The sequence below is a fragment of the Pseudomonas sp. SDO52101_S400 genome (assembly GCF_054071635.1).
Genome location: NZ_JBSVWF010000056.1, coordinates 18,431 through 42,679, shown reverse-complemented (window position 1 = coordinate 42,679; position 24,249 = coordinate 18,431). Strand labels below are relative to the sequence as shown.

Here is a 24,249-nt window from a genome sequence, read left to right as displayed (position 1 = left end):
CTCCCAAACAACTCGGTCAGTCCCCTCTCCCTCCGGGAGAGGGTTAGGGTGAGGGGGGATTCTGAGTCCGCACAAAGATGCGTCAAATCACCCCCACCCATCGATTCAGAGGTCGCTCTAAACCTTGGCACTCACCTCACTCCGATTAACCAACCCCTCCAGCGCCGCACTCAAGCTCTGCGCCCGCTCACCCACCAGCAAGTGCCACACGCCATCCTCCAGCGCGCTCACACCCAAACATCCAAGCTCTTTCAATCGGCTTTCCGACAACACCTTGCCATCGGCCAGTTGCAGGCGAATCCGGCTCATGGCGATGCAGTCCAGTTGCAGCACATTGTCGCTGCCGCCCAGGGCGGTCAGCCATTGCTGTGCCAGCGGTGTAGCGACTGCAACCGGTTCGCTGGTTTCGATGATCGCGACAGGTGCAGCCACTTCGGCACGCCCTAACGCCGGCATCGCCAGTCGAATCTCATCAGCAATGCTGTCGGCCATCGGTCCGACAACAACCTGCAAACTACCGCCCTTGCCCGGACGCACAACTGCCATCGCGCCCAGTGCTTTCAGGTCCGCATCGGAAGCCTTGTTGCGATCCACCATTTCCAGTCGCAGCCGCGTGGTGCACGCACCAACAGTGACCAGATTCTCGGCACCACCGAGTGCCTTGATGTAAGCCCCGGCGCGTTCGTTTTCGGTCAGAACCGCTTTGTCGGCGGTGGCAACGTCTTCACGTCCCGGCGTCTTCAGGTTGAAGCGACGGATACAGAAATCGAACACCGCGTAATAGATGACCGCATAGGCCAGGCCCACCGGAATCACCAGCCAGCCATTGGTGGAACGTCCCCAGCCCAGCACCATGTCGATGAAGCCGCCGGAGAAGGTGAAGCCCAGGTGAATGTTCAGCGCATTGGTGATCGCCATCGACAACCCGGTCAGCAGCGCATGCACCAGATACAGCAGCGGTGCGAGGAACATGAAGGCGAATTCGATCGGCTCGGTTACCCCGGTCAAAAACGAGGTCAGTGCCATCGACAGAAAGATCCCGCCCATGACCTTGCGTCGTTCCGGCAGGGCGTTGCGGTACATCGCCAGGCACGCGGCGGGAAGGCCGAAGATCATCATCGGGAACATGCCGGTCATGAACTGGCCGCCCTTCGGATCGCCGGCGAAGTAGCGTGACAGGTCACCGGTGACCAATGCGCCGGTGGTCGGGTCGGTGAAGTTGCCGAACACGAACCACGCCATGTTGTTGAGGATGTGGTGCAGCCCGGTGACGATCAGCAGGCGGTTGAACACGCCGAAGACGAAGGCGCCGAAGCTGCCGCTTTCCATCATCAGGCTGCCGAAGCTGTTGATGCCGTGCTGGATCGGCGGCCAGATGTAGCCGAACACCACGCCCAGGCCCACCGCTGCAAAACCGGTGACGATCGGCACGAAGCGCCGGCCGCCGAAGAACGCCAGGTACTCCGGCAGCTTGATGTCCTTGAAGCGGTTGTACAGCGCGCCGGCCATCAGGCCGCTGACGATCCCGGCGAGCATGCCCATGTTGATGCTCGCATCGAGCACTTTGAGGGTGGAGATCATTACCAGGTAACCGATCACCCCGGCGAGGCCGGCCGTGCCGTTGTTGTCCTTGGCGAAACCGACCGCGATGCCGATGGCGAAGATCATCGCCAGGTTGGCGAAGATCACCTGACCGGCGTCGTGGATGATCGCGATGTTCAGGAGGTCGGTGTCGCCCAGGCGCAGCAGCAGTCCGGCGATCGGCAGGATCGCGATCGGCAGCATCAGTGCCCGGCCGAGGCGTTGCAGGCCTTCGATGAAGAGTTGGTACATGGCGTTTGTCCTTGTTGTTTTTGTTAGCGCAGAGGCCAATGTTGATGACAGGCGTGACGCACCGCGGCGGCGCTGCTCAGCTTGAGCAAGTCCCGGGCGAGACGTTGGCATTCGGCTTCGTGCAACTGGCGCACGCGGTCCTTGATTTCACCGATCTGTACCGGGCTCACCGACAGTTCGGTTATGCCCAGGCCGATCAACACCGGCGTCGCCAGCGGATCGGAAGCCAGGGCGCCGCACACGCCGACCCAACGCTTATGCACCGCCGCGCCTTCGCAAGTCATGGCGATCAGGCGCAGCAGCGCCGGGTGCAAGGCATCGACCCGTGCGGCGAGGCCGGCGTGGTCGCGGTCCATGGCCAGGGTGTATTGCGACAGGTCGTTGGTGCCGATGGACAGGAAGTCGGCGTGTTCGGCCAGTTGTTCGGCCTGCAGCGCGGCGGCCGGGACTTCGATCATCACGCCGATTTCCGGACGTTGATTGATGCCGAGTTCCAGGCACAGGGCATCGACCCGTTGGCGGATGTGCAGCAGTTCGTCGACCTCGGTGACCATCGGCAGCAGAATCCGGCAGCGCTGCAACGGGCTGACTTGCAGCAGGGCGCGCAGTTGCTGATCGAGAATTTCCGGGCGGGCCTGGGCCAGTCGAATACCGCGCAGGCCAAGTACCGGGTTGGCTTCCGCTGGCAGCGGCAGATAGTCGAGTTGCTTGTCGCCGCCGACGTCGATGGTGCGGATGATTACCGACTTGTCGCCCATGGCATCGATCACCGCTTGATAGGCGGCGCGCTGTTCTTCGACGTCCGGCGCGGTGTGTCGATCGACGAACAGAAATTCGGTACGCAACAGGCCGACGCCATCGGCGCCGTTGGCAAACGCAACCGCGGCTTCATGGCTGGAGGCGACATTGGCGACCACTTCGATGGCCACGCCGTTGCGGGTTTCCGCCGGCAGATGGGCTTGGGCTTGCTGGGCTTCGCGACGTTGTTGGCGGTCGATCTGGGCTTGCCGGACTTCGGCCAGTCTTTCGGCATTTGGCGTCAGTTCGAGACGCCCGCCGTCGGCGTCGAGGACCACCGATTGACCTTGCGCCTGATCGAGCAGCGCCGAACCCAGTGCGACTATGCACGGCAGGCCTTTGCCCCGAGCCAGAATCGCCACGTGGGATGTCGCGCCACCTTCGGCCATGCACAACCCGGCGACACCTTGCGCGCTCAGTTGCAGCAAGTCCGAAGGTGTCAGTTCGTGGGCGGCGACGATGGCGCCGGCCGGCACTTCGTAATGCCAGGCCTCGCCGAGCAGGGCGCGGAGCACCCGTTGTTTCAAGTCACGCAGATCGTTGGCACGCTCGGCCAGCAGTGCGCTGCCGGTGTTTTGCAGCACTTCGCATTGCGCGTCGATGGACTGGCTCCAGGCGTGGGTCGCTGCGGTGCCGGTTTCGATCGATTGCTGCGCGGCGTCGAGCAGGGCCGGATCTTCAAGCAGCGCCAAGTGTGCGGCGAAGATTGCTTCTTCATCGGCATTGCGCTGTTTTTTCGCCTGGGCGAGGGTGCCGTTGATTTCGCTGCGAACCTGATTCAGTGCCGCGTCGAGGATTTGCAATTGTTGCTCGGGCTGACGATTGCCAGCGTCCGCCGGCAGGCTGATCGCGTTCAAGCGAAACAGCGGCCCGCCGACCAGACCCGGTGCGGCGCACACTCCGTGCAACACGCCGGCCTCGGCCGGGCGATTGCGTGGGGCTGTGGCAATCGGTGCGGCGGAATGATGATCATCGGGCAGGGCGGTGGCCAGTGCGTTGAGCAAGGCTTGCAGTGCTGCTTGCGCATCGCAACCCTGGCAACTGACTTGCACTTCGTCCTGTTCGCCAATCGCCAGGCCCATCAAGCCGATGAGGCTGTTGCACGGCGCCGACTTGCCGGCGAAATGCAGCTGCGACCGGCTCTTGAAACCTTGCGCAGTCTGGCGGATCAACGCCGCCGGGCGTGCATGCAGCCCGCCGCGATGGGCGACCAGCACGTGGCCGTGAACCTCTGGTCCGCCGGGTTCTTCCGCGTTCGCCGCCGTGCCGTGACGGGCGACGATGTGCAGCAGCGGCTCGCCGACCTTCACCGTTTTCAGGGTGATGGGACGTGCCTGGAAATCCTGGCTGTTGGTCAGGATCAGCAGACTCACCAGGCTTTTGCACTGGCGGCCGACCTTGTCCAGGTCATAGCGCAGCAGCGGCTGGCCACTGCTGACCCGGTTGCCTTCCTTGACCAGCATCGAGAAACCTTCGCCCTGCAACTCGACCGTGTCGAGTCCCAGGTGCAGGAGGATTTCCGCGCCGTTGTCGGCACGCACGGTCAGCGCGTGGCCGGTGCGGGCGACGTGGATCACCACCCCGGCGCAGGGCGAATACAAGGTGTCGTTCAGCGGATCGATGGCAATGCCGTCGCCCATCGCGCCGCTGGCGAACACCGCGTCCGGAACTTTGGCGAGCGTGAGCACCGGGCCGCTGAGCGGGGCGCTTAAAGTCAGCTCTTTATTGTTGTTGTGCATGGCTCGGTCTCATCAGGAAAACGTTCGGTTCGGACTCAGTGCGTACGAGTGACTTTGCTCAGGTGTCGCGGCTGATCCGGGTCCATGCCTCGGGCCACGGCCAGGCCGGCTGCCATCACATAGAAACTCTGGATCGCCAGGATCGGATCGAGCGCCGGATGCTCCGCGCGGCTCAAAGTCAGGTCGCGTTCGCTCACGTCATCCGGGGCGGCCAGCAGCACGCGGGCACCGCGCTGGCGCATCTCGGCCGCCAGACTCAGCAGACCGGCCTGTTCGGCACCGCGTGGGGCGAACACCAGCAGCGGGTAGTGTTCGTCGATCAGTGCCATCGGGCCGTGACGGACTTCGGCGCTGCTGAAGGCTTCGGCCTGGATGGCCGAGGTCTCCTTGAATTTCAGTGCGGCTTCCTGGGCGATGGCGAATCCGGCGCCACGACCGATTACCATCAGGCGTTCGCAATCGCGCAAGGCATCGATGGCCGGGCTCCAGTCCTGTTGCGCCGCTTCGCGCAAACCTTCGGGCAGGGCGTTGTGCGCTTCAAGCAATTCGCTGTCTTCTTTCCAGTGCGCGATCAGACGGGCGCTGGCGCTGAGGGTGGCGATGAAGCTCTTGGTCGCAGCGACACTGCTTTCGGTACCGGCCAGCAGCGGCAGGCTGAATTCGCACGCGGCCTCCAGCGGAGAATCTGCGGCGTTGACCATCGACACGCTCAGGGCGCCGCGTTTGCGCAGCAGGCGCAGGCTGTTGACCAGATCCGGGCTCTGGCCCGACTGGGAAAATGCGAACGCGACCTGACCGCTGACCTTCAAAGGCGCCTGCTGCATGGTCACCACCGACATGGGTAGCGACGCCACCGGAATCCCCAGTTGCTGCATGGTCAGGTAGGCGAAGTAGCTCGCTGCGTGGTCGGAACTGCCGCGGGCGACGGTCATCGCCACTTGCGGCGGCTGACGGCGCAGGCGCCCGGCGATCTCGATCATCGAGCCATCGAGCTGTTGCAGTTGGGCTTGCACGGCCTCGAACGAGGACAGCGCCTCCTCAAGCATTTTTGAAGTCAATGTCTTCTCCTTCGACCATGACGGCGGTCAGTGTGAGTGAGCGATCCAGCCGCACGCAGTCGGCCCAGGCGCCAGGTACAAGGCGCCCGCGTTCGGTGATGCCGAGGTAGTCGGCGGGGAATTGCGAAAGACGTTGCGAGGCCTCGGCAATCGGCAGACCGATCTTCACCAGGTTGCGCAGGGCCTGATCCATGGTCAGGGTGCTGCCGGCGAGGGTGCCGTCTGGCAGGCGCACGCCGCCCAGGCATTTGGTGACGGTGTGGCTGCCCAGCTTGTACTCACCGTCGGGCATGCCGGCGGCGGCGGTCGAATCAGTGACGCAGTAGAGGCACGGGATCGAGCGCAGGGCCACGCGGATGGCGCCGGGATGCACGTGCAGCAAGTCCGGAATCAGCTCGGCGAATTTTGCGTGGGCCAGTGCCGCGCCGACGATGCCCGGCTCGCGGTGATGCAGCGGGCTCATGGCGTTGTACAAGTGTGTGAAGCTGGTGGCGCCGGCCTCAAGGGCGGCGACACCTTCCTCGTAACTGCCGAGGGTGTGGCCGATCTGCATGCGGATGCCACGGCGGCTCAGTTCACGAATCAAACCGTCGTGGCCGGCGATTTCCGGGGCGATAGTGATCACCCGGATCGGCGCCAGTGCCAGATACTCTTCGACTTCGGCCATCAACGCGGTGTGGGCAAAGTTCGGTTGCGCGCCAAGTTTGCCTGGATTGATGTACGGGCCTTCGAGGTGTACGCCGAGTACCCGGGCGGCGCCTTTCGGACGCTGTTCGCAGAACTCTCCGACATCCTTGAGCACGCTGGAAATCTCGGCACTCGGCGCGGTCATGGTGGTGGCCAGCAACGAGGTGGTGCCGAAACGCACGTGGGTTTTGGTGATGGTCTCGAAAGCGCTGGCGCCTTCCATGATGTCCTTGCCTCCACCGCCGTGAACGTGCAGGTCGATGAAACCCGGCAGCAGGTAAGGCAGATCGTTGTCCGCCGGATCGCAAGGCACGCCTTCGATGGACACGACTCTGCCGTGTTCGTGGATCAGCCGGCCGCGAATCCAGCCGTCAGCGGTGAGGATGTTGTCTTCGGACATTTCGCTTCTCTCGTTTGGCTTGGCTGCTGATCAGCGGCGAAGCTCTGCAACAAAGTCGTAGTAGTCGTTGCGGCAATAGGTGTCGGTGACTTCGATCGGCGTGTTGTCTTCCAGGTAGCCGACCCGGGTCATCAGCAGCATCGCGGTGCCGGGGGCGATGCCGACCAGCGCGGCGAACTCGTCCGAGGCGTTGATGGCCTGGATGTGCTGCAAGGCGCGCACGATCGGTTTGCCGATGCTGTCGAGGTGTTCGTAGAGCGAATCGCCCACAACCTGAGGCTTGGGCATGACCGAGGCGGGCAGGGTGCTCATCTCGATGGCCATTACCGTGTCGTCCGCCTTGCGCAGGCGCTTCATGCGCGCGACCTTGTCGTTCGGCGACAGGCCGAGGCGGATCAGTTCTTCGTGGGTTGGCAGGGTGATTTCACGCTCCAGCCATTGCGAGCTGGGCACAAAGCCCTTGAGGCGAAGCATTTCGCTGAAGCCCGACAGGCGCGAAAGCGGTTGTTCAAGGCGTGGGGTGATGAACGTGCCGGAGCCTTGCAGGCGACGGATCAGGCCTTGATCGAGCAAGACCTCCAGCGCTTTGCGGGCGGTGACCCGGGAGATGCCCAGTTGCTCGCTGAGATTGCGCTCGGACGGCATCGCCTGTTCGGCTTTCCACTGGCCGGCATGAATTGCCGATTCCAGATTGCGCGCCAGTTGCAGGTACAGCGGCGTCGGCTGTGAGTCATCTGGACGTAGGGCGTGCAGGTCGTTCATGTTGGTCATTTCCGGCGCGAGTATAGGATTGTTGTGGCTCGCTTGTGGGGCGGAAATTAATACCACTTGAATACCATGTCAACGCGGGGAAATGGCCGCTAGCCCAATGAAGTGGCGGGTTTCTGGAGGGTTGTCTTGAAGTGGTATTAGAGGTGGACTTTGCAAAGCAAAAGATCGCAGCCTGCGTCAACGTCTACGGTTCGCAGTGGTATCACTCCGGTAGGCGCTGACGCAGGCTGCGATCTTTTGATTTATTTTTCGTGAGCGACCAAAGGCAGGTCGTTAAGGGCGGATTTCGACCATCGTGCCGTCCGGCACCATATTCCACACTTCGCGCATGTCGACGTTACGCATGGCGACACAGCCATCGGTCCAGTCCAGCGTGTGGAACAGGTCTTCCGGCGTTTCTTCCGAATCCGGTGTGCCGTGGATCATGATCATCCCGCCAGGTTCGACGCCTTCACGTCGGGCGCGGGCAGAATCGGCGATGTTCGGGTAGGAGATGTGCATCGACAGATTGAATTTGTCGCTGGTTTTGCGCCAGTCGATCCAATAGAAACCTTCCGGTGTGCGTTTATCGCCTTCAATCAGTTTCGGGCCTTTCTTCGCGCCCTTGCCCAGAGAAATACGATAAGTCTTGAGTGGTTTGCCGTCGGCGATCAACTGCAGTTGATGAGCCGATTTGAGCACCAGTACTTTTTCGATCAGAGGCGTGTTGGATGGCGTCACGGTGGTCACGAATGACGCTTGCGTTACCGAAACGAACGACAGGCAGAACAGGGCAAGCAACCAACGCATTGAAACGATTCCCCAGGAATGAAGCCGATACTTTATTTATAGATGTTATGCAGACGCTCTTGCAGCCCGCACCTTGTGTATCGGCCGGGCGGCGACGAGATTAAGTGATGGCTGGCTGCGCGAGCGGTGGAATCGATTCGGAGCGAACCGGGTAGATCTCGGCGCGGCGGTCAGCGAAGAAGCATTCTAAGGTACGGCCCACCGTGCGGAAAGCCAGCTCGTCCCATGGAATCTGCGCTTCGTCGAACAGTTGCACTTCGAGGCTTTCGGGGCCGGCGGAAAAATCCAGATCCGCCAACTCTGCGCGAAAGAACACATGCACCTGACTGATATGCGGCACGTCGATAAGGGTGTAGATGCTCAGGTTGCGTACCCGGGCGCAGGCTTCCTCGGCGGTTTCGCGGATGGCGGCCTGCTCGATGGTCTCGCCGTTTTCCATGAAGCCGGCGGGCAGCGTCCAGTAACCGAGACGCGGCTCGATGGCGCGGCGACAGAGCAGGACTTTACTGCCCCAGGTCGCCACGCAGCCGGCCACGATATTGGGGTTCTGGTAGTGAATGGTCTGACAGCTGTCGCAGACAAATCGCAGCCGCGAGTCGCCTTCGGGAATGCGCTGGGTTACCGGGTTGCCGCACTGGCTGCAAAATTTCATGCTGGGGTTCCTGAATGCTGCGCCTATCTTGGCGTGCAGCGGTGTCAGTCGGCAAGTTGTCGTTTCGCGACATGGTGCCCGTTCGGGGCTTGGGCGGTCGCAATGATTGGTGCATGATGCAGGGTAAGGCACAGATCGAGAACACTTATGCTGGACGAGCTACTGCACCGGGTAAGCAATCACACGCCGCGCACGCTGGAGACCGACACGCGTTTCCCCGAGGCCGCTGTCCTGGTGCCGATTACTCGCAGTGACGAACCCGAGCTTGTCCTTACCTTGCGCGCCAGCGGGCTCTCGACCCACGGTGGCGAAGTCGCCTTTCCCGGCGGACGACGGGATCCGGAAGATCCGGATCTGATCTTCACCGCGCTGCGTGAGGCCGAAGAAGAAATCGGCCTGCCACCCGGCCTGGTCGAAGTGATCGGTCCGCTCAGTCCATTGATTTCCCTGCATGGCATCAAGGTCACACCTTATGTCGGGGTGATTCCCGATTTCGTCGAATACCTGGCCAATGATGCGGAGATTGCTGCGGTGTTCAGCGTGCCGTTGGAGTTCTTCCGCAAGGACCCGCGTGAACACACCCATCGCATCGACTATCAGGGTCGCAGTTGGTACGTGCCGAGTTATCGTTACGGCGAATACAAGATCTGGGGGCTGACGGCGATCATGATCGTCGAGTTGATCAACCTGCTCTATGACGCCAAAATCAGCCTGCACCAGCCGCCGAAAAGCTTCATCAATACCTGAAGCCATTGGTCAAATGGCCAGCCATCGTGAGCCCTGAGGAAAACAAGATGAAATACCGCCTGGGCGACGCCCGCGTCGAAACCCATCCGCAGAGCTGGGTCGCCCCCAGCGCCGTGCTGGTGGGCAAGGTCAAACTGGAAGAGGGCGCCAACGTCTGGTTCAACGCCGTGTTGCGCGGCGACAACGAACTGATCCTGATCGGCAAGAACAGCAACGTGCAGGATGGCACGGTGATGCACACCGATATGGGCTATCCGCTGACCATCGGCACTGGCGTGACCATCGGCCATAACGCCATGCTCCACGGCTGCACGGTCGGCGACTACAGCCTGATCGGTATCAACGCCGTCATCCTCAACGGCGCGAAGATCGGCAAGAACTGCATCATCGGCGCCAATTCGCTGATCGGTGAAGGCAAGGAAATTCCCGACGGTTCGCTGGTGATGGGCTCGCCGGGCAAAGTCGTGCGTGAGTTGACCGAGCAACAGAAAAAAATGCTCGAAGCCAGTGCCGCGCACTATGTGCATAACTCTCAGCGCTATGCGCGCGATCTGGTCGAGCAGGAAGAATGACAACCCCGGAAAGACCTGTCGCCTCGCCGTGCGTGAGCATTTGCGCGCTGGACGAGGATGACATTTGCACCGGTTGCCAGCGCACGGTCGAGGAAATCACCCGCTGGAGCCGGATGACCAACGACGAACGGCGGGTGGTGCTCGGGTTGTGTCATGAGCGGGCGAAGGCCAGTGGGCTGGTCTGGATGTTGCCGCCGAAGTTGTGATCGACTTTGGAGTTGCCCCTCACCCTAACCCTCTCCCGAAGGGAGAGGGGACTGACCGAGGTGTCTTTCGCTATACGCCGACCTGAGCTATCGAGTCGAACTCAAGATTTGAAAAGCCCCCGATCTGCTCCCTTTCCCCCTCGCCCCCTCTGGGGGAGAGGGCTGGGGTGAGGGGGTGGCTCTTGATCTACGGGTCCAGTAATCTGTGCGCCAAATTCAAAGGCCATCTCATGCTCTTCCTCATCGCCTACATCAGCAGTGTCGTGCTGATCAACTTCGCCTTCTCCACCGCACCGCACCTGGACATCATCTGGTCGGCTTGGGGCGGGCTGGTGTTCGTGTTGCGCGACATGGTGCAGATCCGTTTCGGCCACGGCGCGATTGCGGCGATGCTGGCGGCGCTGGTGCTGTCCTATGTCACTTCCGATCCGTCGATTGCGCTGGCCAGCGCCACGGCGTTCGCGGTCTCAGAGTGCATCGACTGGCTGGTGTTTACCGTCACCAAACGCCCGTTGCGTGACCGGTTGTGGATCAGTTCGGCGCTGAGCATTCCCCTCGATACCTTCATCTTCTTCGGCATGATCGACCTGCTGACGCCGCCGGTGATCATCACGGCCCTGGCCTCGAAGTTCGCCGGTGTCACGGCCGTCTGGCTGATCATGACCTGGCGCGAGCGCAAACAGGCTGTCGCCGGCTGAAGCCAAACCCTCAGGTTCATGTAAAATGCCGCGCTTTCTCCCCATGGGAAGTGCGCCTTTGGCCGCGTCCCTCGATGATCCGCTTCTTTGAGGACCTGAGATGACCCGTATCGGAACTCCATTGTCGCCGACCGCGACCCGCGTATTGCTGTGTGGCTGTGGTGAGTTGGGCAAGGAAGTGGTGATCGAGCTGCAGCGCCTGGGCGTTGAAGTGATCGCCGTTGACCGTTATGCCAATGCGCCGGCCATGCAGGTTGCCCATCGCAGCCATGTGATCAACATGCTCGACGGCGCCGCCCTGCGTGCGGTGATCGAAGCCGAAAAGCCGCACTTCATCGTGCCGGAAATCGAAGCCATCGCCACTGCCACCCTGGTGGAGCTGGAAGCCGAAGGCTTCACCGTGATCCCGACCGCTCGCGCCGCTCAACTGACCATGAACCGCGAAGGCATCCGTCGTCTGGCCGCCGAAGAGCTGGATCTGCCGACTTCGCCTTACCACTTCGCCGATACCTTCGAGGACTACAGCAAAGCCGTTGAGGACCTGGGTTTCCCGTGCGTCGTCAAACCAGTGATGAGTTCGTCGGGCAAAGGCCAGAGCCTGCTGCGCAGCACCGATGACGTGCAGAAAGCCTGGGATTACGCGCAAGAAGGCGGTCGTGCCGGCAAAGGTCGGGTGATCATCGAAGGCTTCATCGATTTCGACTACGAAATCACCCTGCTGACCGTGCGTCATATCGGCGGCACCACGTTCTGTGCACCGGTCGGCCATCGTCAGGAAAAGGGCGACTACCAGGAATCCTGGCAGCCTCAGGCCATGAGCCCGATTGCACTGGCTGAATCCGAGCGCGTTGCCAAAGCGGTGACCGAAGCGTTGGGTGGCCGTGGCCTGTTCGGCGTCGAGCTGTTCATCAAGGGTGATCAAGTGTGGTTCAGCGAAGTTTCGCCGCGTCCGCACGACACCGGTCTGGTGACCCTGATTTCCCAGGACCTGTCGCAGTTCGCCCTGCATGCCCGCGCAATCCTTGGCCTGCCGGTGCCGCTGATCCGTCAGTTCGGCCCATCGGCATCAGCGGTGATTCTGGTGGAAGGTCAGTCGACCCAGACCGCATTCGCCAACCTCGGCGCTGCACTGAGCGAGCCGGATACCGCGCTGCGTCTGTTCGGCAAGCCTGAGGTCAATGGTCAGCGTCGCATGGGCGTGGCCCTGGCGCGTGATGAGTCGATCGAGGCCGCTCGTGCCAAAGCGACCCGTGCTTCTCAGGCTGTCGTTGTAGAGCTGTAATCTCGCTATCTGACCGCTCCCGCCCGTGCGGGAGCGGTCATTGCGCCTACGACACCTGATTCAGGTCGTTATGGCGCGTCTCCTTCAGGCACAGCACAGCAATCAAGCTGAGCACCGCGGCCGCCGACACATACCCGCCGACGTAACTCAAACCACCCATCGCCACCAGTTTCTGCGCGAAGAACGGCGCCGCCGAGGCTCCGACAATCCCGCCGAGGTTGTAGGCCGCCGAGGCGCCGGTATAGCGGACGTGCGTCGGAAACAGTTCCGGCAGCAGGGCGCCCATCGGGGCGAATGTCACGCCCATCAGGAACAGCTCGATGCACAGAAACAACGCCACGCCCCAGGTCGAGCCCTGAGTCAGCAACGGCTCCATCAGAAACCCGGAAAGAACTGCCAGCACGCCGCCGACGATCAGTACCGGTTTGCGCCCGTATCGATCGCTGGCCCAGGCCGACAACGGCGTAGCGGCCGCCATGAACAGCACCGCAAAGCACAGCAGCCCGAGGAATGTCTCGCGGCTGTAGCCCAGCGTCGACACGCCGTAGCTCAGGGAAAATACGGTCGAGATGTAGAACAGCGCGTAGCAAACCACCATGGCTGCCGCTCCCAGCAGTGTTGGCGCCCAGTATTGGCTGAACAGCTCGACCAGCGGCACTTTCACTCTCTCCTGACGGGCGATGGCGTTGGCGAATACCGGTGTTTCGTGAAGTTTGAGGCGCACATACAGCCCGACCATCACCAGCACCGCACTGAGCAGGAACGGAATCCGCCAGCCCCAACTGCGGAACTGTTCGTCATTGAGCGTCATGGCCAGGGTCAGGAACAGGCCGTTGGCCGCCAGAAAGCCGATCGAAGGGCCTAGCTGCGGGAACATGCCGAACCATGCCCGTCTGCCTTTCGGGGCGTTTTCGGTGGCCAGCAGCGCTGCGCCGCCCCATTCGCCGCCTAACCCAAGGCCTTGGCCGAAGCGCAGCACACAAAGCAGGATCGGCGCCCACGCACCGATGCTGTCGTAACCCGGCAGCACGCCGATCAGGGTGGTACAGACACCCATCAGCAGCAGTGAAGCCACCAGTGTCGATTTGCGTCCGATACGGTCGCCGAAGTGACCAAACAATGCCGAGCCCAGCGGGCGGGCGAGGAAGGCGATACCGAAGGTGAGGAATGCCGAGAGCATCTGCGCCGTGCCGGACGTCTGCGGAAAGAACACCGGCCCGATCACCAGTGCGGCGGCGGTGGCGTAGACGTAGAAGTCGTAGAACTCGATGGCCGTGCCGATGAAACTCGCCGTGGCCACGCGGGTGGTGGAGTTGGTCGGTTGGGCAGGCGCGGTGTCGCTGTAAGCGGTACTGGTCGTCATGCGGTGATCCCTGACAGTCATGAGCTCCGTTGGAGCGAATTATTATGGTCGAACACCCAGGGATATGGGATTAGGCACGAGCGCTGTTTCGAGTAGGAACAGTCGTCGGTGTGATGCGGAAAGCGGCGATGAACCGGCCGGAACCAGTCGGGTGCGGGGTAAGCACGCGGTTCGGCGGGGCTTGGGTAAGCGCCCCGATTATAGGAAGGTGGCTAACGATTGAACAAGGGGCGAGCTAGCGCACGGGTGTGAGCGCCGGTGCCGAGCTGGTGTGCCAAATGAGCACTTTGCTCACGCGGTTTTCCTCGGTTTCGAGAATTTCCAGGCGATAGCGCCCGATCTTCAGGCAGACCGCGCTTTCCGGAATGGTTTCCAGCGCTTCGGTCACCAGACCGTTGAGAGTCCGGGGGCCATCGCTGGGCAGGTGCCAGCCCAGGCATTTGTTCAGTTCGCGGATCGAGGCGGCGCCGTCGATCACCATGCGACCATCGGCCTGCGGATGAATATGCGGGTTGTCGAGGCTGTGCTCGCTTTCGAATTCGCCGACGATTTCTTCGAGGATGTCCTCCAGAGTCACGATCCCCAGCACTTCGCCGTACTCGTCCACCACCATGCCCAGGCGCCGCTGTTGCTTGTGGAAGTTCAGCAACTGCAGTTGCAGCGGCGTGCTTTCCGGGACGAAATACGGCTCGTAGCTGGCGGCGAGGAGCGCTTCGCGGGTCAGGGCGTGATTGTCCAGCAAGTGGCGGATCTGCCGGGTGTTGAGGACGGCCTCGACCTGGTTGATGTCACTGTGGAAGACCGGCAGGCGGGTGCGCTTGTTGTGGCGCAATTGCTCGATGATCTCTTCGATCGGGTCATCAAGATTGATGCCGTCGACGTCACTGCGAGGCACCAGGATGTCGTTGACCGTGATGTTGTCCAGCGCATGGATGCCGGAAACCGGGTGGGGGCGTGACGGGTGTTCCGCGTCGTCATGGCGATCTGCGGGAGCGTCATCTTCGCTCTGTTGCACGACCTGGGGCTTGCGCACCAGCGGACGCAACAGCAAACCACTGATGCCGCTCAGCAGCCATGCGAACGGGTAGATCACTTTCAGCGGAACAGCCAGCAACGAATTGCCGAATGACAGCACGGCGTCCGGATAACGTTGTGCGAGGGTGCGCGGGAAATAGTCGGCAAACACCAGCAGCAGGGCGCCGGCTCCCAGGCAGGCTGCCCAGGGACCGTTTTCTTCGCAGAGGAAAATCGCCAGCAGCGTGGCAAGCACCACGGCGAGGGCGCGGCACAGGGTGTTGCACAGGATCAGGCTGTCGAGCGGGAAGCTGAGTTTTGCCAGTGGTTTGTCGCTGGCGCGCGAAGCGTTGCGTTGCGCCAGCAGATGCTGCTGCGCCACTTCGATGGCGGTAAACAACCCCGACCAGAGAATCAGCAGGACAAAAACCGCGAGCATCGGCCCTATGGGCAAACCGTCCATTTATGCCGCCCGTCAGATGTGCAGGATGTATTCACGGACCAGTTTGCTGCCGAAATACGCCAACATCAGCAGGCAGAAACCGGCGAGGGTCCAGCGGATCGCTTTGTGACCGCGCCAGCCCAGGCGATTGCGGCCCCACAACAGCACGCTGAACACGACCCAGGCCAGGCAGGCCAGCAGGGTCTTGTGCACCAGGTGCTGGGCAAACAGGTTCTCGACGAACAGCCAGCCGGAAATCAGCGACAGGGACAGCAGCGTCCAGCCGGCCCAGAGGAAACCGAACAGCAGGCTTTCCATGGTTTGCAGTGGTGGGAAGTTCTTGATCAGCCCGGACGGGTGCTTGTTCTTGAGCTGGTGATCCTGCACCAGCAGCAGCAAGGCCTGGAATACCGCGATGGTGAACATGCCGTAGGCGAGGATCGACAGCAGGATATGCGCGAGGATGCCCGGCTCTTCGTCGATGATCTGCACGGTGCCGGTCGGCGCAAACTGCGCCAGCAACACGGTAATCGCACCCAGCGGGAACAACAGGACCAGCAGGTTTTCCACCGGTATCCGCGAGCAGGCCAGCAGGGTCAGGGCGATGACCGCTGCGGCAATCAGGCTCGAAGCGCTGAAGAAGTCCAGGCCCAGACCGATCGGCGTCAGCAGGTGAGTCAGCAGGCTGGCACTGTGGGCCAGCACGGCGAGCACGCCGAGCGAGACCAGCAGGCGCTTGTTGGCCTTGGCGCCAGTGGCCAGGCGGGTGCCCTGATAGAGAGTCGCAGCGGCGTATAGAAGGGCGGCGGCGAGGGTGGTCAGCAAACTCGGTGACAAGGGGAGCATAAATCCTGTTAGGCAAGCCCGAAAGGCGCTGAGTTTGGCATAGAACCGCCATGGCACGAAAGACCGGCAAGCTGACAGCGAGGTGTCCGCCAGACGCAGTCTTCGCTATAATCCGCGACCTGCCCACGCCGCAGGCTCGCCGAGCACATGTTGATTCCGGTCTGGGCCGCCATTATCCCGGTCTACACAGGGCCTGAAAGGATCGCGCAATGTTTGAAAACTTAACCGACCGTCTCTCGCAGACGCTGCGCCATGTCACCGGCAAGGCGAAGCTGACCGAAGACAACATCAAAGACACTCTGCGTGAAGTGCGCATGGCGTTGCTCGAAGCCGACGTCGCCCTGCCGGTGGTCAAGGACTTCGTCAACTCGGTCAAGGAGCGCGCTGTCGGCACCGAGGTGTCGCGCAGCCTGACGCCGGGCCAGGCGTTCGTGAAGATCGTCCAGGCCGAACTCGAAAGCCTGATGGGCGCGGCCAACGAAGATTTGAACCTGAGTGCCGTGCCGCCAGCCGTCGTACTGATGGCCGGCTTGCAGGGTGCCGGTAAAACCACTACCGCCGGCAAGCTGGCGCGCTTCCTTAAAGAGCGCAAGAAGAAGTCGGTCATGGTCGTGTCGGCGGACGTCTATCGTCCCGCTGCTATTAAACAGCTGGAAACCCTGGCCAACGACATTGGTGTGACGTTCTTCCCGTCCGACCTGAGCCAGAAGCCGGTCGACATCGCCAACGCGGCTATTAAAGAAGCAAAACTGAAGTTCATCGACGTGGTCATCGTCGATACCGCCGGTCGTCTGCATATCGACGAAGAGATGATGGGCGAGATCAAGGCGCTGCACGCCGCGATCAACCCGGTTGAAACCCTGTTTGTGGTCGACGCCATGACCGGTCAGGACGCCGCCAACACGGCCAAGGCCTTCGGCGATGCACTGCCGCTGACCGGCGTGATCCTGACCAAGGTCGACGGTGACGCCCGTGGCGGTGCCGCGCTGTCCGTTCGTGCCATCACCGGCAAGCCGATCAAGTTCATCGGTATGGGCGAGAAGACCGAAGCGCTCGAGCCATTCCATCCGGAGCGTATCGCTTCGCGGATCCTCGGCATGGGCGACGTGCTCAGCCTGATCGAACAGGCTGAAGCGACCCTCGACAAGGACAAGGCCGACAAACTGGCCAAGAAGCTGAAGAAGGGCAAGGGCTTCGACCTTGAAGACTTCCGCGATCAGCTGCAACAGATGAAGAACATGGGCGGCCTCGGCGGCCTCATGGACAAGCTGCCGAGCATCGGCGGCGTCAACCTGTCGCAAATGGGCAATGCCCAGAACGCGGCAGAGAAGCAGTTCAAGCAGATGGAAGCCATCATCAACTCCATGACCCCGGCCGAGCGCCGTGACCCTGAGCTGATCAGCGGTTCGCGCAAGCGCCGGATCGCCATGGGTTCCGGCACTCAGGTGCAGGACATCGGTCGCTTGATCAAGCAGCACAAGCAGATGCAGAAGATGATGAAGAAATTCTCCGCCAAGGGCGGAATGGCGAAAATGATGCGCGGCATGGGCGGTATGTTGCCCGGCGGCGGCATGCCAAAAATGTAAGGTGTCCCGTCTCACCCATTCTGCTCACTTATGGCGGCGTCTGATGCCCTCATGCTGCGTTGCCGCTCCTCGCCATAGCGGGCTATGACTCGTCGCGGCGCCTTGCTTGAGGGCATCAGCCACTCGCCAAAAGTGAGCGAAATGGATGAGACGGGACACTAGACTCTCGCCGGTCGTCGCACCGGCGCAGACCCTGCAAGGACGCAGGATCAACAGCAAACCCGCACTCGGCGGGAGCTGACCGGCCGTTTTAAACGACGGCCCTATATGCAAATCTGCACGGCATGCCATAGGCGCCGGAAAAAGTCATTTGCAAAAGTCCGGATATTCCTTAGAATATGCGGCCTTTCGGGCACCCATGCCCGCTGTGCATTTAGATTTGCAGCACCGACTACAGGAACGATGTTCACATGCTAACAATCCGTCTTGCCCTTGGCGGCTCCAAAAAGCGCCCGTTTTACCACCTGACCGTAACCGACTCCCGCAACCCGCGTGACGGTTCCCACAAAGAACAGGTTGGTTTCTTCAACCCTGTTGCACGTGGTCAGGAAGTTCGTCTGTCCGTGAACCAAGAGCGCGTTGCCTACTGGCTGAGCGTTGGTGCACAGCCTTCTGAGCGTGTTGCTCAGTTGCTGAAGGAATCGGCTAAGGCTGCGGCCTGAGCAATATGAACGCGACGCCTGCTGTTGCCGATGATTTGATCGTTATTGGCAAAATTTATTCTGTTCACGGCGTTCGTGGCGAAGTGAAGGTTTATTCCTTTACTGATCCGACTGAAAACCTGTTGCAGTACAAAACCTGGACGCTAAAGCGCGAAGGCAATGTCAAACAGGTCGAGCTGGTCAGTGGACGCGGGAGCGACAAGTTCCTGGTCGCAAAGCTCAAGGGTCTTGATGATCGTGAAGAAGCTCGTCTTCTGGCCGGTTACGAGATCTGCGTGCCGCGCAATCTGTTCGCTGAATTGACCGAAGGCGAGTACTACTGGTACCAGCTGGAAGGTCTGAAGGTCATCGACACCCTTGGGCAATTGCTCGGGAAAATCGATCATCTTCTGGAAACCGGCGCCAATGATGTAATGGTAGTCAAGCCTTGCGCTGGCAGCCTGGATGATCGCGAACGCCTGTTGCCCTATACGGAGCAATGTGTGTTGGCAGTCGACCTCGCAGCAGGCGAGATGAAGGTGGATTGGGACGCGGACTTCTAAGCGTGGCTAACTTGCGCGTAGAAGTGATCAGTTTGTTTCCCGAGATGTTTTCCGCCATCGGCGACTACGGCATCACCAGTCGTGCGGTCAAACAGGGGCTCTTGCAGCTGACCTGTTGGAATCCGCGGGATTACACGACGGATCGGCATCACACTGTGGACGATCGCCCGTTTGGCGGTGGTCCGGGCATGGTGATGAAGATCAAGCCCCTGGAAGATGCTCTGGTTCAGGCCAAGGCAGCAGCCGGGGAGGCGGCGAAGGTGATTTACCTGTCCCCCCAAGGCCGTCAACTGACTCAGTCGGCGGTACGCGAACTGGCTAAATCGGATGCATTGATCCTGATTGCCGGTCGCTATGAAGGCATTGACGAGCGTTTTATTGAAGCTCATGTCGATGAAGAGTGGTCGATTGGGGACTATGTCCTGTCTGGCGGCGAGCTGCCGGCGATGGTCCTGATAGATGCGGTTACACGACTGCTGCCTGGAGCTTTAGGGCATGCGGACTCTGCGGAGGAAGATTCCTTCACGGATGGTTTGCTGGATTGCCCGCACTACACCCGACCGGAGGTGTATGCGGATCAGCGTGTTCCCGACGTATTGCTAAGTGGCAATCACGCACACATCCGGCGTTGGCGTTTACAGCAGTCCCTTGGTCGGACCTATGAACGACGCGCCGATCTTCTGGAAAGCCGCTCGCTTTCTGGAGAAGAGAAGAAGCTGCTCGAGGAATACATCCGCGAGCGGGACGATAGTTAACAACGTATCGATGGTAAGTCCGACGATTTACCTTAGGAGCACAGCATGACCAACAAAATCATCCTTGCACTCGAAGCAGAGCAGATGACCAAAGAAATCCCTACCTTTGCCCCGGGCGACACCATTGTCGTTCAGGTGAAAGTGAAGGAAGGCGATCGTTCCCGTCTGCAAGCGTTCGAAGGCGTTGTAATCGCCAAGCGTAACCGCGGCGTGAACAGTGCGTTCACCGTTCGTAAAATCTCCAACGGTGTTGGCGTAGAACGTACTTTCCAGACCTACTCCCCGCAGATCGACAGCATGGCTGTTAAACGTCGCGGTGACGTACGTAAAGCCAAGCTGTACTACCTGCGCGACCTGTCGGGTAAAGCAGCTCGCATCAAGGAAAAACTGGCTTAAGTCCAGCTTCCGATGCAGAAAAAAGCAGCCTACGGGCTGCTTTTTTGTTGTCCGCAATTTATCCACAGCACTACTGCTTCAGGCCGTATCCATGACATCTCGTGAGCAAGAAATCGAACGCCGCACCGAGCTCTCGGTGACCCGCGTGACCAAAGCGGTCTTCCCGCCGACCACCAACCATCACAACACGCTGTTCGGCGGCACTGCACTGGCCTGGATGGATGAAGTGTCCTTCATCACCGCCACCCGGTTCTGCCGATTGCCTTTGGTGACCGTATCGACCGATCGTATCGACTTCAATCACGCGATACCGGCAGGTTCTATCGTCGAACTGGTCGGGCGAGTGATCAAGGTCGGCAACACCAGTCTCAAGGTCGAGGTGGAAGTGTTCGTTGAGAGCATGAGCTGCGATGGGCGCGAGAAGGCGATCCACGGACAGTTCAGCTTTGTTGCCATTGACGATGACAAGCGGCCAGTGCCAGTGCTGCCGGGCTTCGCCGCCTGACCCGGCACCGAGTCGCGGCATTCGCGGGCAAGCCCGCTCCCACAGGGTTCGTGTCGAACACAACATCAGCGGACAACACAAAATCTGTGGGAGCGGGCTTGCCCGCGATTGGATTTATGCGCCGCCGCTGATCTCAGGCTGAATCAGCGCCAGCAACGTCCACCCCGGCCCCGGTTTCAGTACGGTTTCCGGCGTCACCACATGCACCCAGCCGCTGTCATCGCGCATGAACAGCAGGGTGGCGCGATTACCGTGCAATGCGTTGTAGTCGTCCCAGCCAAAACCGTCGGTCAGCGTGGTGCTGTAGAGGTCCGCGCCCTGGCTCAGTTGGCTCGCCAGTCTGGCGTAAGTCAGCGCCTCGCTTCCCAGTTGATTGCCACGATGTTCAAGGCTCGCGCGATGCTTGTCGCTGCGACGGCTCTCCTGACCGCTGGCCAGCCCGAACAGGCGTTGATGGCCAAAGTCATGACGAAAACGCATGGCTGCCAACGTGTTGAGTTCGCCCGACGGTGAGAGCGCCAGTAAATGCCCCAGTCCGACCAGGTCCAGATGCGCATCGGCATGCTGCGAGGCCGGATTGCCGAAGTAGGTCGGCAAGCCATCCATGCGCGCTGCGCGGATATTTTCCCAGCTTGAATCTGTCAGCAGCACCCGGCTGCCCAGTTGTTGCAATGACTTGCCGAGCAGGCGCGCAGGACTGTTCGCCCCGACGATCAGGAAGCCGCTGGGCGCTGGTTCCGCAACGTTCAACAGGCGCGCCAATGGCCGCGCAGTCGCACTTTGCAGCACGACGGTGCCGATGATCACCGCAAAGGTCAGCGGCACCAGCAACAACGCGCCTTCATGGCCGGCAGCATCCAGGCGAATCGCAAAGATCGCCGAGACCGCCGCCGCGACGATCCCGCGTGGGGCAATCCAGCATAACAGTGCACGCTCACGCCAACTCAGGCTGGAGCCTGCTGTACTCAGTACGACATTCAAGGGGCGGGCAATCAACTGAATCACCAGCAACAGAATCAGCACCAGCGGCCCGAGGCCGATCAGCGCGTTCAGATCCAGTCGCGCCGCCAGCAGAATGAACAGTCCGGAAATCAGCAGCACGCTGAGATTTTCCTTGAAGTGCAGGATGTGCCGCACATCCACACCTTTCATGTTCGCCAGCCACATGCCCATCAGCGTCACCGCCAATAGACCGGACTCGTGCATGGTCTGGTTGGCCGCAATGAATATTCCCAGCACCGCGGCGAGCGATGCCAGGTTGTGCAAATACTCCGGCAACCACTGGCGCCGAATAATCGTACCGAGCAGCCAGCCACCGGCGATGCCGAACGCACTGCCGCAGACAATCACCCCGCCGAACGTCAGCAGGCTCTGCTCCAGGCCGTGACCTTCGGCCCGGGCAATGATGAAGCTGTAGACCACCACCGCGAGCAGCGCGCCGATCGGATCGATCACAATCCCTTCCCAGCGCAGGATGTTGGCGATTGAAGCCTTCGGCCGCACCACGCGCAGCATTGGCACGATCACGGTCGGCCCGGTGACCAGGGTCAGGCTGCCGAACAGGATGGCCAGCAGCCAGTCGAAACCCAACAGCCAGTGGGTCGCGACCGCAATCACTATCCAGGTCGAGAGCGCGCCGAGGGTCACCAGGCGATGCACGACGCTGCCAATCTCGGGCCATTCCGACAGGTGCAGGGTCAGGCTGCCTTCAAACAGAATCAGCGCCACCGCCAGTGACACCAAAGGCATCAGCAGGGGACCGAACATTTCCTGAGGGTCGAGCCAGCCCAGCACGGGGCCGGCCAGAATGCCGGTCAGCAGCAGAAACAGAATCGCCGGCAGTTTCAGGCGCCATGCCAGCCATTGACAGCCCAGCGCGGCAGCGCCGATACCGCCGAAGGCCAACAGAATTTGCTGCTCGTTCATTGAAGCTCCCTGTTCCTTGAAATAGCGGGCTATGAAAGACTAGCGGCCATTTCAACCGTTCACTCTTTATTTGCGCGCAGTGCCAAGCCTGCGTGTCTTGGGCGCCCATGTCTGCCATCGACCACCCGCTGATTGACCAGTTTCTCGACGCCCTATGGCTGGAAAAAGGTCTTTCCGACAACACCCGCGACGCCTATCGCAGTGATCTCGCACTGTTCAACGGCTGGCTGCAGGAGAAAAATCTCGAGCTGATCAACGCGGGTCGTGAATTGATCCTCGATCATCTGGCCTGGCGCCTGGAACAGAATTACAAACCGCGCTCCACAGCGAGATTCCTCTCGGGTGTGCGTGGCTTTTATCGCTATTTGCTGCGGGAAAAACTGATTTCGGTCGATCCGACCTTGCGCGTGGATATGCCGCAACTCGGTCGGCCATTGCCCAAATCCCTGTCGGAAGCCGACGTCGAAGCGCTGCTGAAGGCACCAGACCTGAGCGATGCCATCGGCCAGCGTGATCGCGCCATGCTGGAGGTGTTGTATGCCTGCGGCTTGCGCGTGACCGAGCTGATCAGTCTGACCCTGGAGCAGGTCAATCTGCGTCAGGGCGTGTTGCGGGTGATGGGCAAGGGCAGCAAGGAGCGACTGGTGCCGATGGGTGAGGAAGCAATTGTCTGGGTCGAGCGCTACCTGCGCGATGGTCGCGGCGAGCTGTTGGGCGGGCGCCCCAGCGATGTGCTGTTTCCCAGCCAGCGCGGCGAGCAGATGACTCGGCAGACTTTCTGGCACCGTATCAAGCATCAGGCCAAGGTCGCCGGCATCGGCAAATCGCTGTCGCCGCACACGCTGCGTCACGCCTTTGCCACGCACCTGCTCAACCATGGCGCCGACTTGCGGGTGGTGCAGATGCTGCTGGGGCACAGCGACCTGTCGACCACGCAGATCTACACTCACGTCGCCCGGGCGCGGTTGCAGGATCTGCATGCCAAACATCACCCGCGCGGCTGAGCGCCGTTTGTCTTGCGACAGGCGCATTCGGTCACGCGAACCTTATGTGGTAGGCTTTGCCGGTTTGCACGATGGACGGTTATGACCCGGTGTTCCGGCACGGGCGTTCTGATCGTTCCATTTGCCCGCCTTCAGGAGTTCTCATGCGTCTGACCCAGATTTTCGCCGCCGCAGCCATTGCGTTGGTCAGCACCTTTGCCGTCGCCGATGACGCGGCCGACAAAGCCATTCGTCAAAGCCTGGAAAAACTGGAACTCGAGGTTCCGGTAGAAAGCATCAGCGCCAGCCCGTTGCCGGGCATGTATGAAGTCAAGCTCAAGGGCAGCCGTGTGCTGTACGCCAGCGCCGACGGCCAGTACATCGTTCAGGGTTACCTGTTCCAGCTCAAGGACGGCAAACCGGTCAACCTGACCGAGAAGACCGAACGCCTGGGCATTTCCAAACTGATCAATGCAATCCCAGTCGCCGAGACTGTGGTTTACCCGGCCGTGGGTGAAACCAAGTCGCACATCACCGTTTTCACCGACACTACCTGCCCGTACTGCCACAAGCTGCACGCCGAGGTGCCTGAGCTGAACAAGCGCGGCATCGAAGTGCGCTACGTCGCGTTCCCGCGTCAGGGCCTGGGCTCGCCGGGTGATGAACAGCTGCAAGCAGTGTGGTGCTCCAAAGACAAGAAAGCCGCCATGGACAAAATGGTCGATGGCAAGGAAATCAAGGCCGCCAAGTGCGAAAACCCGGTTTCCAAACAGTTCGCTCTCGGTCAGTCGATCGGCGTGAACGGCACGCCGGCCATCGTTTTGGCTGACGGACAAGTCATTCCGGGCTATCAGCCTGCGCCACAAGTCGCCAAACTGGCGCTGGGCGCGAAGTAATTCGCATCGTCACGCTCAGGCGTTGACGAGCGTGGTCCGGCGGCAACATGGCCGGGCCATCAATAGAGAGCCGCGATTGCGCGGTTGTTTTCACGGCCGGC

General features: G+C 61.0%; 24 protein-coding genes. 13 read left to right on the top strand and 11 right to left on the bottom strand.

Annotation, left to right across the window (positions count from 1 at the left end; all coding sequences use genetic code 11):
* Window positions 1-117 precede the first annotated feature (117 nt).
* The 7 genes from nagE to ACW9HX_RS23605 form a co-directional block, all read right to left on the bottom strand.
* The gene (gene nagE, locus ACW9HX_RS23635) at window positions 118-1,833 is read right to left on the bottom strand and encodes an N-acetylglucosamine-specific PTS transporter subunit IIBC (RefSeq protein WP_457382453.1); all 1,716 of its coding nucleotides are present in this window, start codon (window positions 1,831-1,833) and stop codon (window positions 118-120) included.
* Window positions 1,834-1,856: 23 nt separating this feature from the next.
* Window positions 1,857-4,370 (bottom strand): phosphoenolpyruvate--protein phosphotransferase, encoded by a 2,514-nt coding sequence (ptsP, locus tag ACW9HX_RS23630; RefSeq protein ID WP_457382452.1) that lies wholly within the window; start codon window positions 4,368-4,370, stop codon window positions 1,857-1,859.
* Window positions 4,371-4,405: 35 nt separating this feature from the next.
* Window positions 4,406-5,428, bottom strand: a complete 1,023-nt coding sequence (locus tag ACW9HX_RS23625; protein ID WP_457382451.1) for an SIS domain-containing protein — start codon at window positions 5,426-5,428, stop codon at window positions 4,406-4,408.
* Window positions 5,409-6,515: an N-acetylglucosamine-6-phosphate deacetylase gene (gene nagA, locus ACW9HX_RS23620; protein ID WP_457382450.1), complete on the bottom strand. Its 1,107-nt coding sequence runs from the start codon at window positions 6,513-6,515 to the stop codon at window positions 5,409-5,411. The genes ACW9HX_RS23625 and nagA overlap by 20 nt, the downstream gene beginning before the upstream one ends.
* Window positions 6,516-6,545: 30 nt before the next feature.
* On the bottom strand, window positions 6,546-7,277 hold the full coding sequence (locus tag ACW9HX_RS23615) for a GntR family transcriptional regulator (protein ID WP_457382449.1): 732 nt from the start codon (window positions 7,275-7,277) through the stop codon (window positions 6,546-6,548).
* Window positions 7,278-7,559: 282 nt separating this feature from the next.
* Window positions 7,560-8,075, bottom strand: coding sequence for a L,D-transpeptidase family protein (locus tag ACW9HX_RS23610; protein ID WP_457382448.1), 516 nt, complete (start codon window positions 8,073-8,075; stop codon window positions 7,560-7,562).
* Window positions 8,076-8,175: 100 nt separating this feature from the next.
* Window positions 8,176-8,727 (bottom strand): NUDIX hydrolase, encoded by a 552-nt coding sequence (locus ACW9HX_RS23605; RefSeq protein ID WP_457382447.1) that lies wholly within the window; start codon window positions 8,725-8,727, stop codon window positions 8,176-8,178.
* A 147-nt stretch (window positions 8,728-8,874) separates the two neighbouring features.
* Between ACW9HX_RS23605 and ACW9HX_RS23600 the strand changes: the two genes are divergently transcribed.
* The 5 genes from ACW9HX_RS23600 (at window position 8,875) to purT (ending at window position 12,232) form a co-directional block, all read left to right on the top strand.
* The gene (locus tag ACW9HX_RS23600; protein WP_457382446.1) at window positions 8,875-9,474 is read left to right on the top strand and encodes a CoA pyrophosphatase; all 600 of its coding nucleotides are present in this window, start codon (window positions 8,875-8,877) and stop codon (window positions 9,472-9,474) included.
* Window positions 9,475-9,521: 47 nt separating this feature from the next.
* The gene (locus ACW9HX_RS23595) at window positions 9,522-10,046 is read left to right on the top strand and encodes a gamma carbonic anhydrase family protein (protein WP_457382445.1); all 525 of its coding nucleotides are present in this window, start codon (window positions 9,522-9,524) and stop codon (window positions 10,044-10,046) included.
* Window positions 10,043-10,252 (top strand): DUF1289 domain-containing protein, encoded by a 210-nt coding sequence (locus ACW9HX_RS23590; RefSeq protein WP_457382444.1) that lies wholly within the window; start codon window positions 10,043-10,045, stop codon window positions 10,250-10,252. The genes ACW9HX_RS23595 and ACW9HX_RS23590 overlap by 4 nt, the downstream gene beginning before the upstream one ends.
* A 230-nt stretch (window positions 10,253-10,482) precedes the next feature.
* Entirely contained in the window at window positions 10,483-10,950 is a 468-nt protein-coding gene (locus tag ACW9HX_RS23585; RefSeq protein ID WP_457382443.1) for a preQ0 transporter, read from the top strand.
* Window positions 10,951-11,050: 100 nt separating this feature from the next.
* On the top strand, window positions 11,051-12,232 hold the full coding sequence (purT, locus tag ACW9HX_RS23580; protein WP_457382442.1) for a formate-dependent phosphoribosylglycinamide formyltransferase: 1,182 nt from the start codon (window positions 11,051-11,053) through the stop codon (window positions 12,230-12,232).
* A gap of 46 nt (window positions 12,233-12,278) precedes the next feature.
* Here the strand turns inward: purT and ACW9HX_RS23575 are convergent, their stop codons facing one another.
* The 3 genes from ACW9HX_RS23575 to ACW9HX_RS23565 all read right to left on the bottom strand — a co-directional run bounded on the left by ACW9HX_RS23575 (window position 12,279) and on the right by ACW9HX_RS23565 (window position 15,897).
* Window positions 12,279-13,595, bottom strand: a complete 1,317-nt coding sequence (locus ACW9HX_RS23575) for an MFS transporter (RefSeq protein WP_457382441.1) — start codon at window positions 13,593-13,595, stop codon at window positions 12,279-12,281.
* Window positions 13,596-13,830: 235 nt separating this feature from the next.
* Window positions 13,831-15,072: a transporter associated domain-containing protein gene (locus ACW9HX_RS23570; protein ID WP_457382440.1), complete on the bottom strand. Its 1,242-nt coding sequence runs from the start codon at window positions 15,070-15,072 to the stop codon at window positions 13,831-13,833.
* Between the two features lie 12 nt (window positions 15,073-15,084).
* Window positions 15,085-15,897 (bottom strand): cytochrome C assembly family protein, encoded by an 813-nt coding sequence (locus ACW9HX_RS23565; protein WP_457382439.1) that lies wholly within the window; start codon window positions 15,895-15,897, stop codon window positions 15,085-15,087.
* A gap of 209 nt (window positions 15,898-16,106) precedes the next feature.
* Here ACW9HX_RS23565 and ffh point away from each other — a divergent pair, with 209 nt between their 5' ends.
* The 6 genes from ffh to ACW9HX_RS23535 all read left to right on the top strand — a co-directional run bounded on the left by ffh (window position 16,107) and on the right by ACW9HX_RS23535 (window position 20,343).
* Entirely contained in the window at window positions 16,107-17,483 is a 1,377-nt protein-coding gene (gene ffh / locus ACW9HX_RS23560; protein ID WP_096819246.1) for a signal recognition particle protein, read from the top strand.
* Between the two features lie 410 nt (window positions 17,484-17,893).
* Window positions 17,894-18,145 carry a 30S ribosomal protein S16 gene (rpsP, locus tag ACW9HX_RS23555; RefSeq protein ID WP_003198088.1) on the top strand — a complete coding sequence of 84 codons (252 nt, stop codon included), beginning with the start codon at window positions 17,894-17,896 and terminating at the stop codon, window positions 18,143-18,145.
* A 5-nt stretch (window positions 18,146-18,150) separates the two neighbouring features.
* Complete coding sequence (gene rimM / locus ACW9HX_RS23550) at window positions 18,151-18,687, top strand: ribosome maturation factor RimM (RefSeq protein WP_085688896.1); 537 nt, start codon at window positions 18,151-18,153, stop codon at window positions 18,685-18,687.
* A gap of 2 nt (window positions 18,688-18,689) precedes the next feature.
* The gene (gene trmD / locus ACW9HX_RS23545; RefSeq protein WP_096819250.1) at window positions 18,690-19,442 is read left to right on the top strand and encodes a tRNA (guanosine(37)-N1)-methyltransferase TrmD; all 753 of its coding nucleotides are present in this window, start codon (window positions 18,690-18,692) and stop codon (window positions 19,440-19,442) included.
* Window positions 19,443-19,487: 45 nt separating this feature from the next.
* Window positions 19,488-19,838 (top strand): 50S ribosomal protein L19, encoded by a 351-nt coding sequence (gene rplS, locus ACW9HX_RS23540; RefSeq protein WP_003175895.1) that lies wholly within the window; start codon window positions 19,488-19,490, stop codon window positions 19,836-19,838.
* Between the two features lie 91 nt (window positions 19,839-19,929).
* The gene (locus tag ACW9HX_RS23535; protein ID WP_114881518.1) at window positions 19,930-20,343 is read left to right on the top strand and encodes an acyl-CoA thioesterase; all 414 of its coding nucleotides are present in this window, start codon (window positions 19,930-19,932) and stop codon (window positions 20,341-20,343) included.
* A gap of 114 nt (window positions 20,344-20,457) precedes the next feature.
* Here ACW9HX_RS23535 and ACW9HX_RS23530 read toward each other — a convergent pair whose 3' ends face one another.
* Window positions 20,458-22,269 carry a cation:proton antiporter gene (locus tag ACW9HX_RS23530; protein WP_457382438.1) on the bottom strand — a complete coding sequence of 604 codons (1,812 nt, stop codon included), beginning with the start codon at window positions 22,267-22,269 and terminating at the stop codon, window positions 20,458-20,460.
* A gap of 107 nt (window positions 22,270-22,376) precedes the next feature.
* Between ACW9HX_RS23530 and xerD the strand changes: the two genes are divergently transcribed.
* Window positions 22,377-23,273 (top strand): site-specific tyrosine recombinase XerD, encoded by an 897-nt coding sequence (gene xerD / locus ACW9HX_RS23525; RefSeq protein ID WP_457382437.1) that lies wholly within the window; start codon window positions 22,377-22,379, stop codon window positions 23,271-23,273.
* A gap of 143 nt (window positions 23,274-23,416) precedes the next feature.
* The gene (dsbC, locus tag ACW9HX_RS23520; RefSeq protein ID WP_166221095.1) at window positions 23,417-24,148 is read left to right on the top strand and encodes a bifunctional protein-disulfide isomerase/oxidoreductase DsbC; all 732 of its coding nucleotides are present in this window, start codon (window positions 23,417-23,419) and stop codon (window positions 24,146-24,148) included.
* Window positions 24,149-24,249 lie beyond the last annotated feature (101 nt).

Excerpts from the sequence above, each read along its gene's own strand:
- nagE (WP_457382453.1), bottom strand. The coding sequence starts at position 1,833 with ATGTACCAACTCTTCATCGAAGGCCTGCAACGCCTCGGCCGGGCACTG.
- ptsP (WP_457382452.1), bottom strand. The coding sequence starts at position 4,370 with ATGCACAACAACAATAAAGAGCTGACTTTAAGCGCCCCGCTCAGCGGC.
- nagA (WP_457382450.1), bottom strand. The coding sequence starts at position 6,515 with ATGTCCGAAGACAACATCCTCACCGCTGACGGCTGGATTCGCGGCCGG.
- ACW9HX_RS23615 (WP_457382449.1), bottom strand. The coding sequence starts at position 7,277 with ATGAACGACCTGCACGCCCTACGTCCAGATGACTCACAGCCGACGCCG.
- ACW9HX_RS23610 (WP_457382448.1), bottom strand. The coding sequence starts at position 8,075 with ATGCGTTGGTTGCTTGCCCTGTTCTGCCTGTCGTTCGTTTCGGTAACG.
- ACW9HX_RS23605 (WP_457382447.1), bottom strand. The coding sequence starts at position 8,727 with ATGAAATTTTGCAGCCAGTGCGGCAACCCGGTAACCCAGCGCATTCCC.
- ACW9HX_RS23600 (WP_457382446.1), top strand. The coding sequence starts at position 8,875 with ATGCTGGACGAGCTACTGCACCGGGTAAGCAATCACACGCCGCGCACG.
- ACW9HX_RS23595 (WP_457382445.1), top strand. The coding sequence starts at position 9,522 with ATGAAATACCGCCTGGGCGACGCCCGCGTCGAAACCCATCCGCAGAGC.
- ACW9HX_RS23590 (WP_457382444.1), top strand. The coding sequence starts at position 10,043 with ATGACAACCCCGGAAAGACCTGTCGCCTCGCCGTGCGTGAGCATTTGC.
- ACW9HX_RS23585 (WP_457382443.1), top strand. The coding sequence starts at position 10,483 with ATGCTCTTCCTCATCGCCTACATCAGCAGTGTCGTGCTGATCAACTTC.
- purT (WP_457382442.1), top strand. The coding sequence starts at position 11,051 with ATGACCCGTATCGGAACTCCATTGTCGCCGACCGCGACCCGCGTATTG.
- ACW9HX_RS23575 (WP_457382441.1), bottom strand. The coding sequence starts at position 13,595 with ATGACGACCAGTACCGCTTACAGCGACACCGCGCCTGCCCAACCGACC.
- ACW9HX_RS23570 (WP_457382440.1), bottom strand. The coding sequence starts at position 15,072 with ATGGACGGTTTGCCCATAGGGCCGATGCTCGCGGTTTTTGTCCTGCTG.
- ACW9HX_RS23565 (WP_457382439.1), bottom strand. The coding sequence starts at position 15,897 with ATGCTCCCCTTGTCACCGAGTTTGCTGACCACCCTCGCCGCCGCCCTT.
- ffh (WP_096819246.1), top strand. The coding sequence starts at position 16,107 with ATGTTTGAAAACTTAACCGACCGTCTCTCGCAGACGCTGCGCCATGTC.
- rpsP (WP_003198088.1), top strand. The coding sequence starts at position 17,894 with ATGCTAACAATCCGTCTTGCCCTTGGCGGCTCCAAAAAGCGCCCGTTT.
- rimM (WP_085688896.1), top strand. The coding sequence starts at position 18,151 with ATGAACGCGACGCCTGCTGTTGCCGATGATTTGATCGTTATTGGCAAA.
- rplS (WP_003175895.1), top strand. The coding sequence starts at position 19,488 with ATGACCAACAAAATCATCCTTGCACTCGAAGCAGAGCAGATGACCAAA.
- ACW9HX_RS23535 (WP_114881518.1), top strand. The coding sequence starts at position 19,930 with ATGACATCTCGTGAGCAAGAAATCGAACGCCGCACCGAGCTCTCGGTG.
- ACW9HX_RS23530 (WP_457382438.1), bottom strand. The coding sequence starts at position 22,269 with ATGAACGAGCAGCAAATTCTGTTGGCCTTCGGCGGTATCGGCGCTGCC.
- xerD (WP_457382437.1), top strand. The coding sequence starts at position 22,377 with ATGTCTGCCATCGACCACCCGCTGATTGACCAGTTTCTCGACGCCCTA.
- dsbC (WP_166221095.1), top strand. The coding sequence starts at position 23,417 with ATGCGTCTGACCCAGATTTTCGCCGCCGCAGCCATTGCGTTGGTCAGC.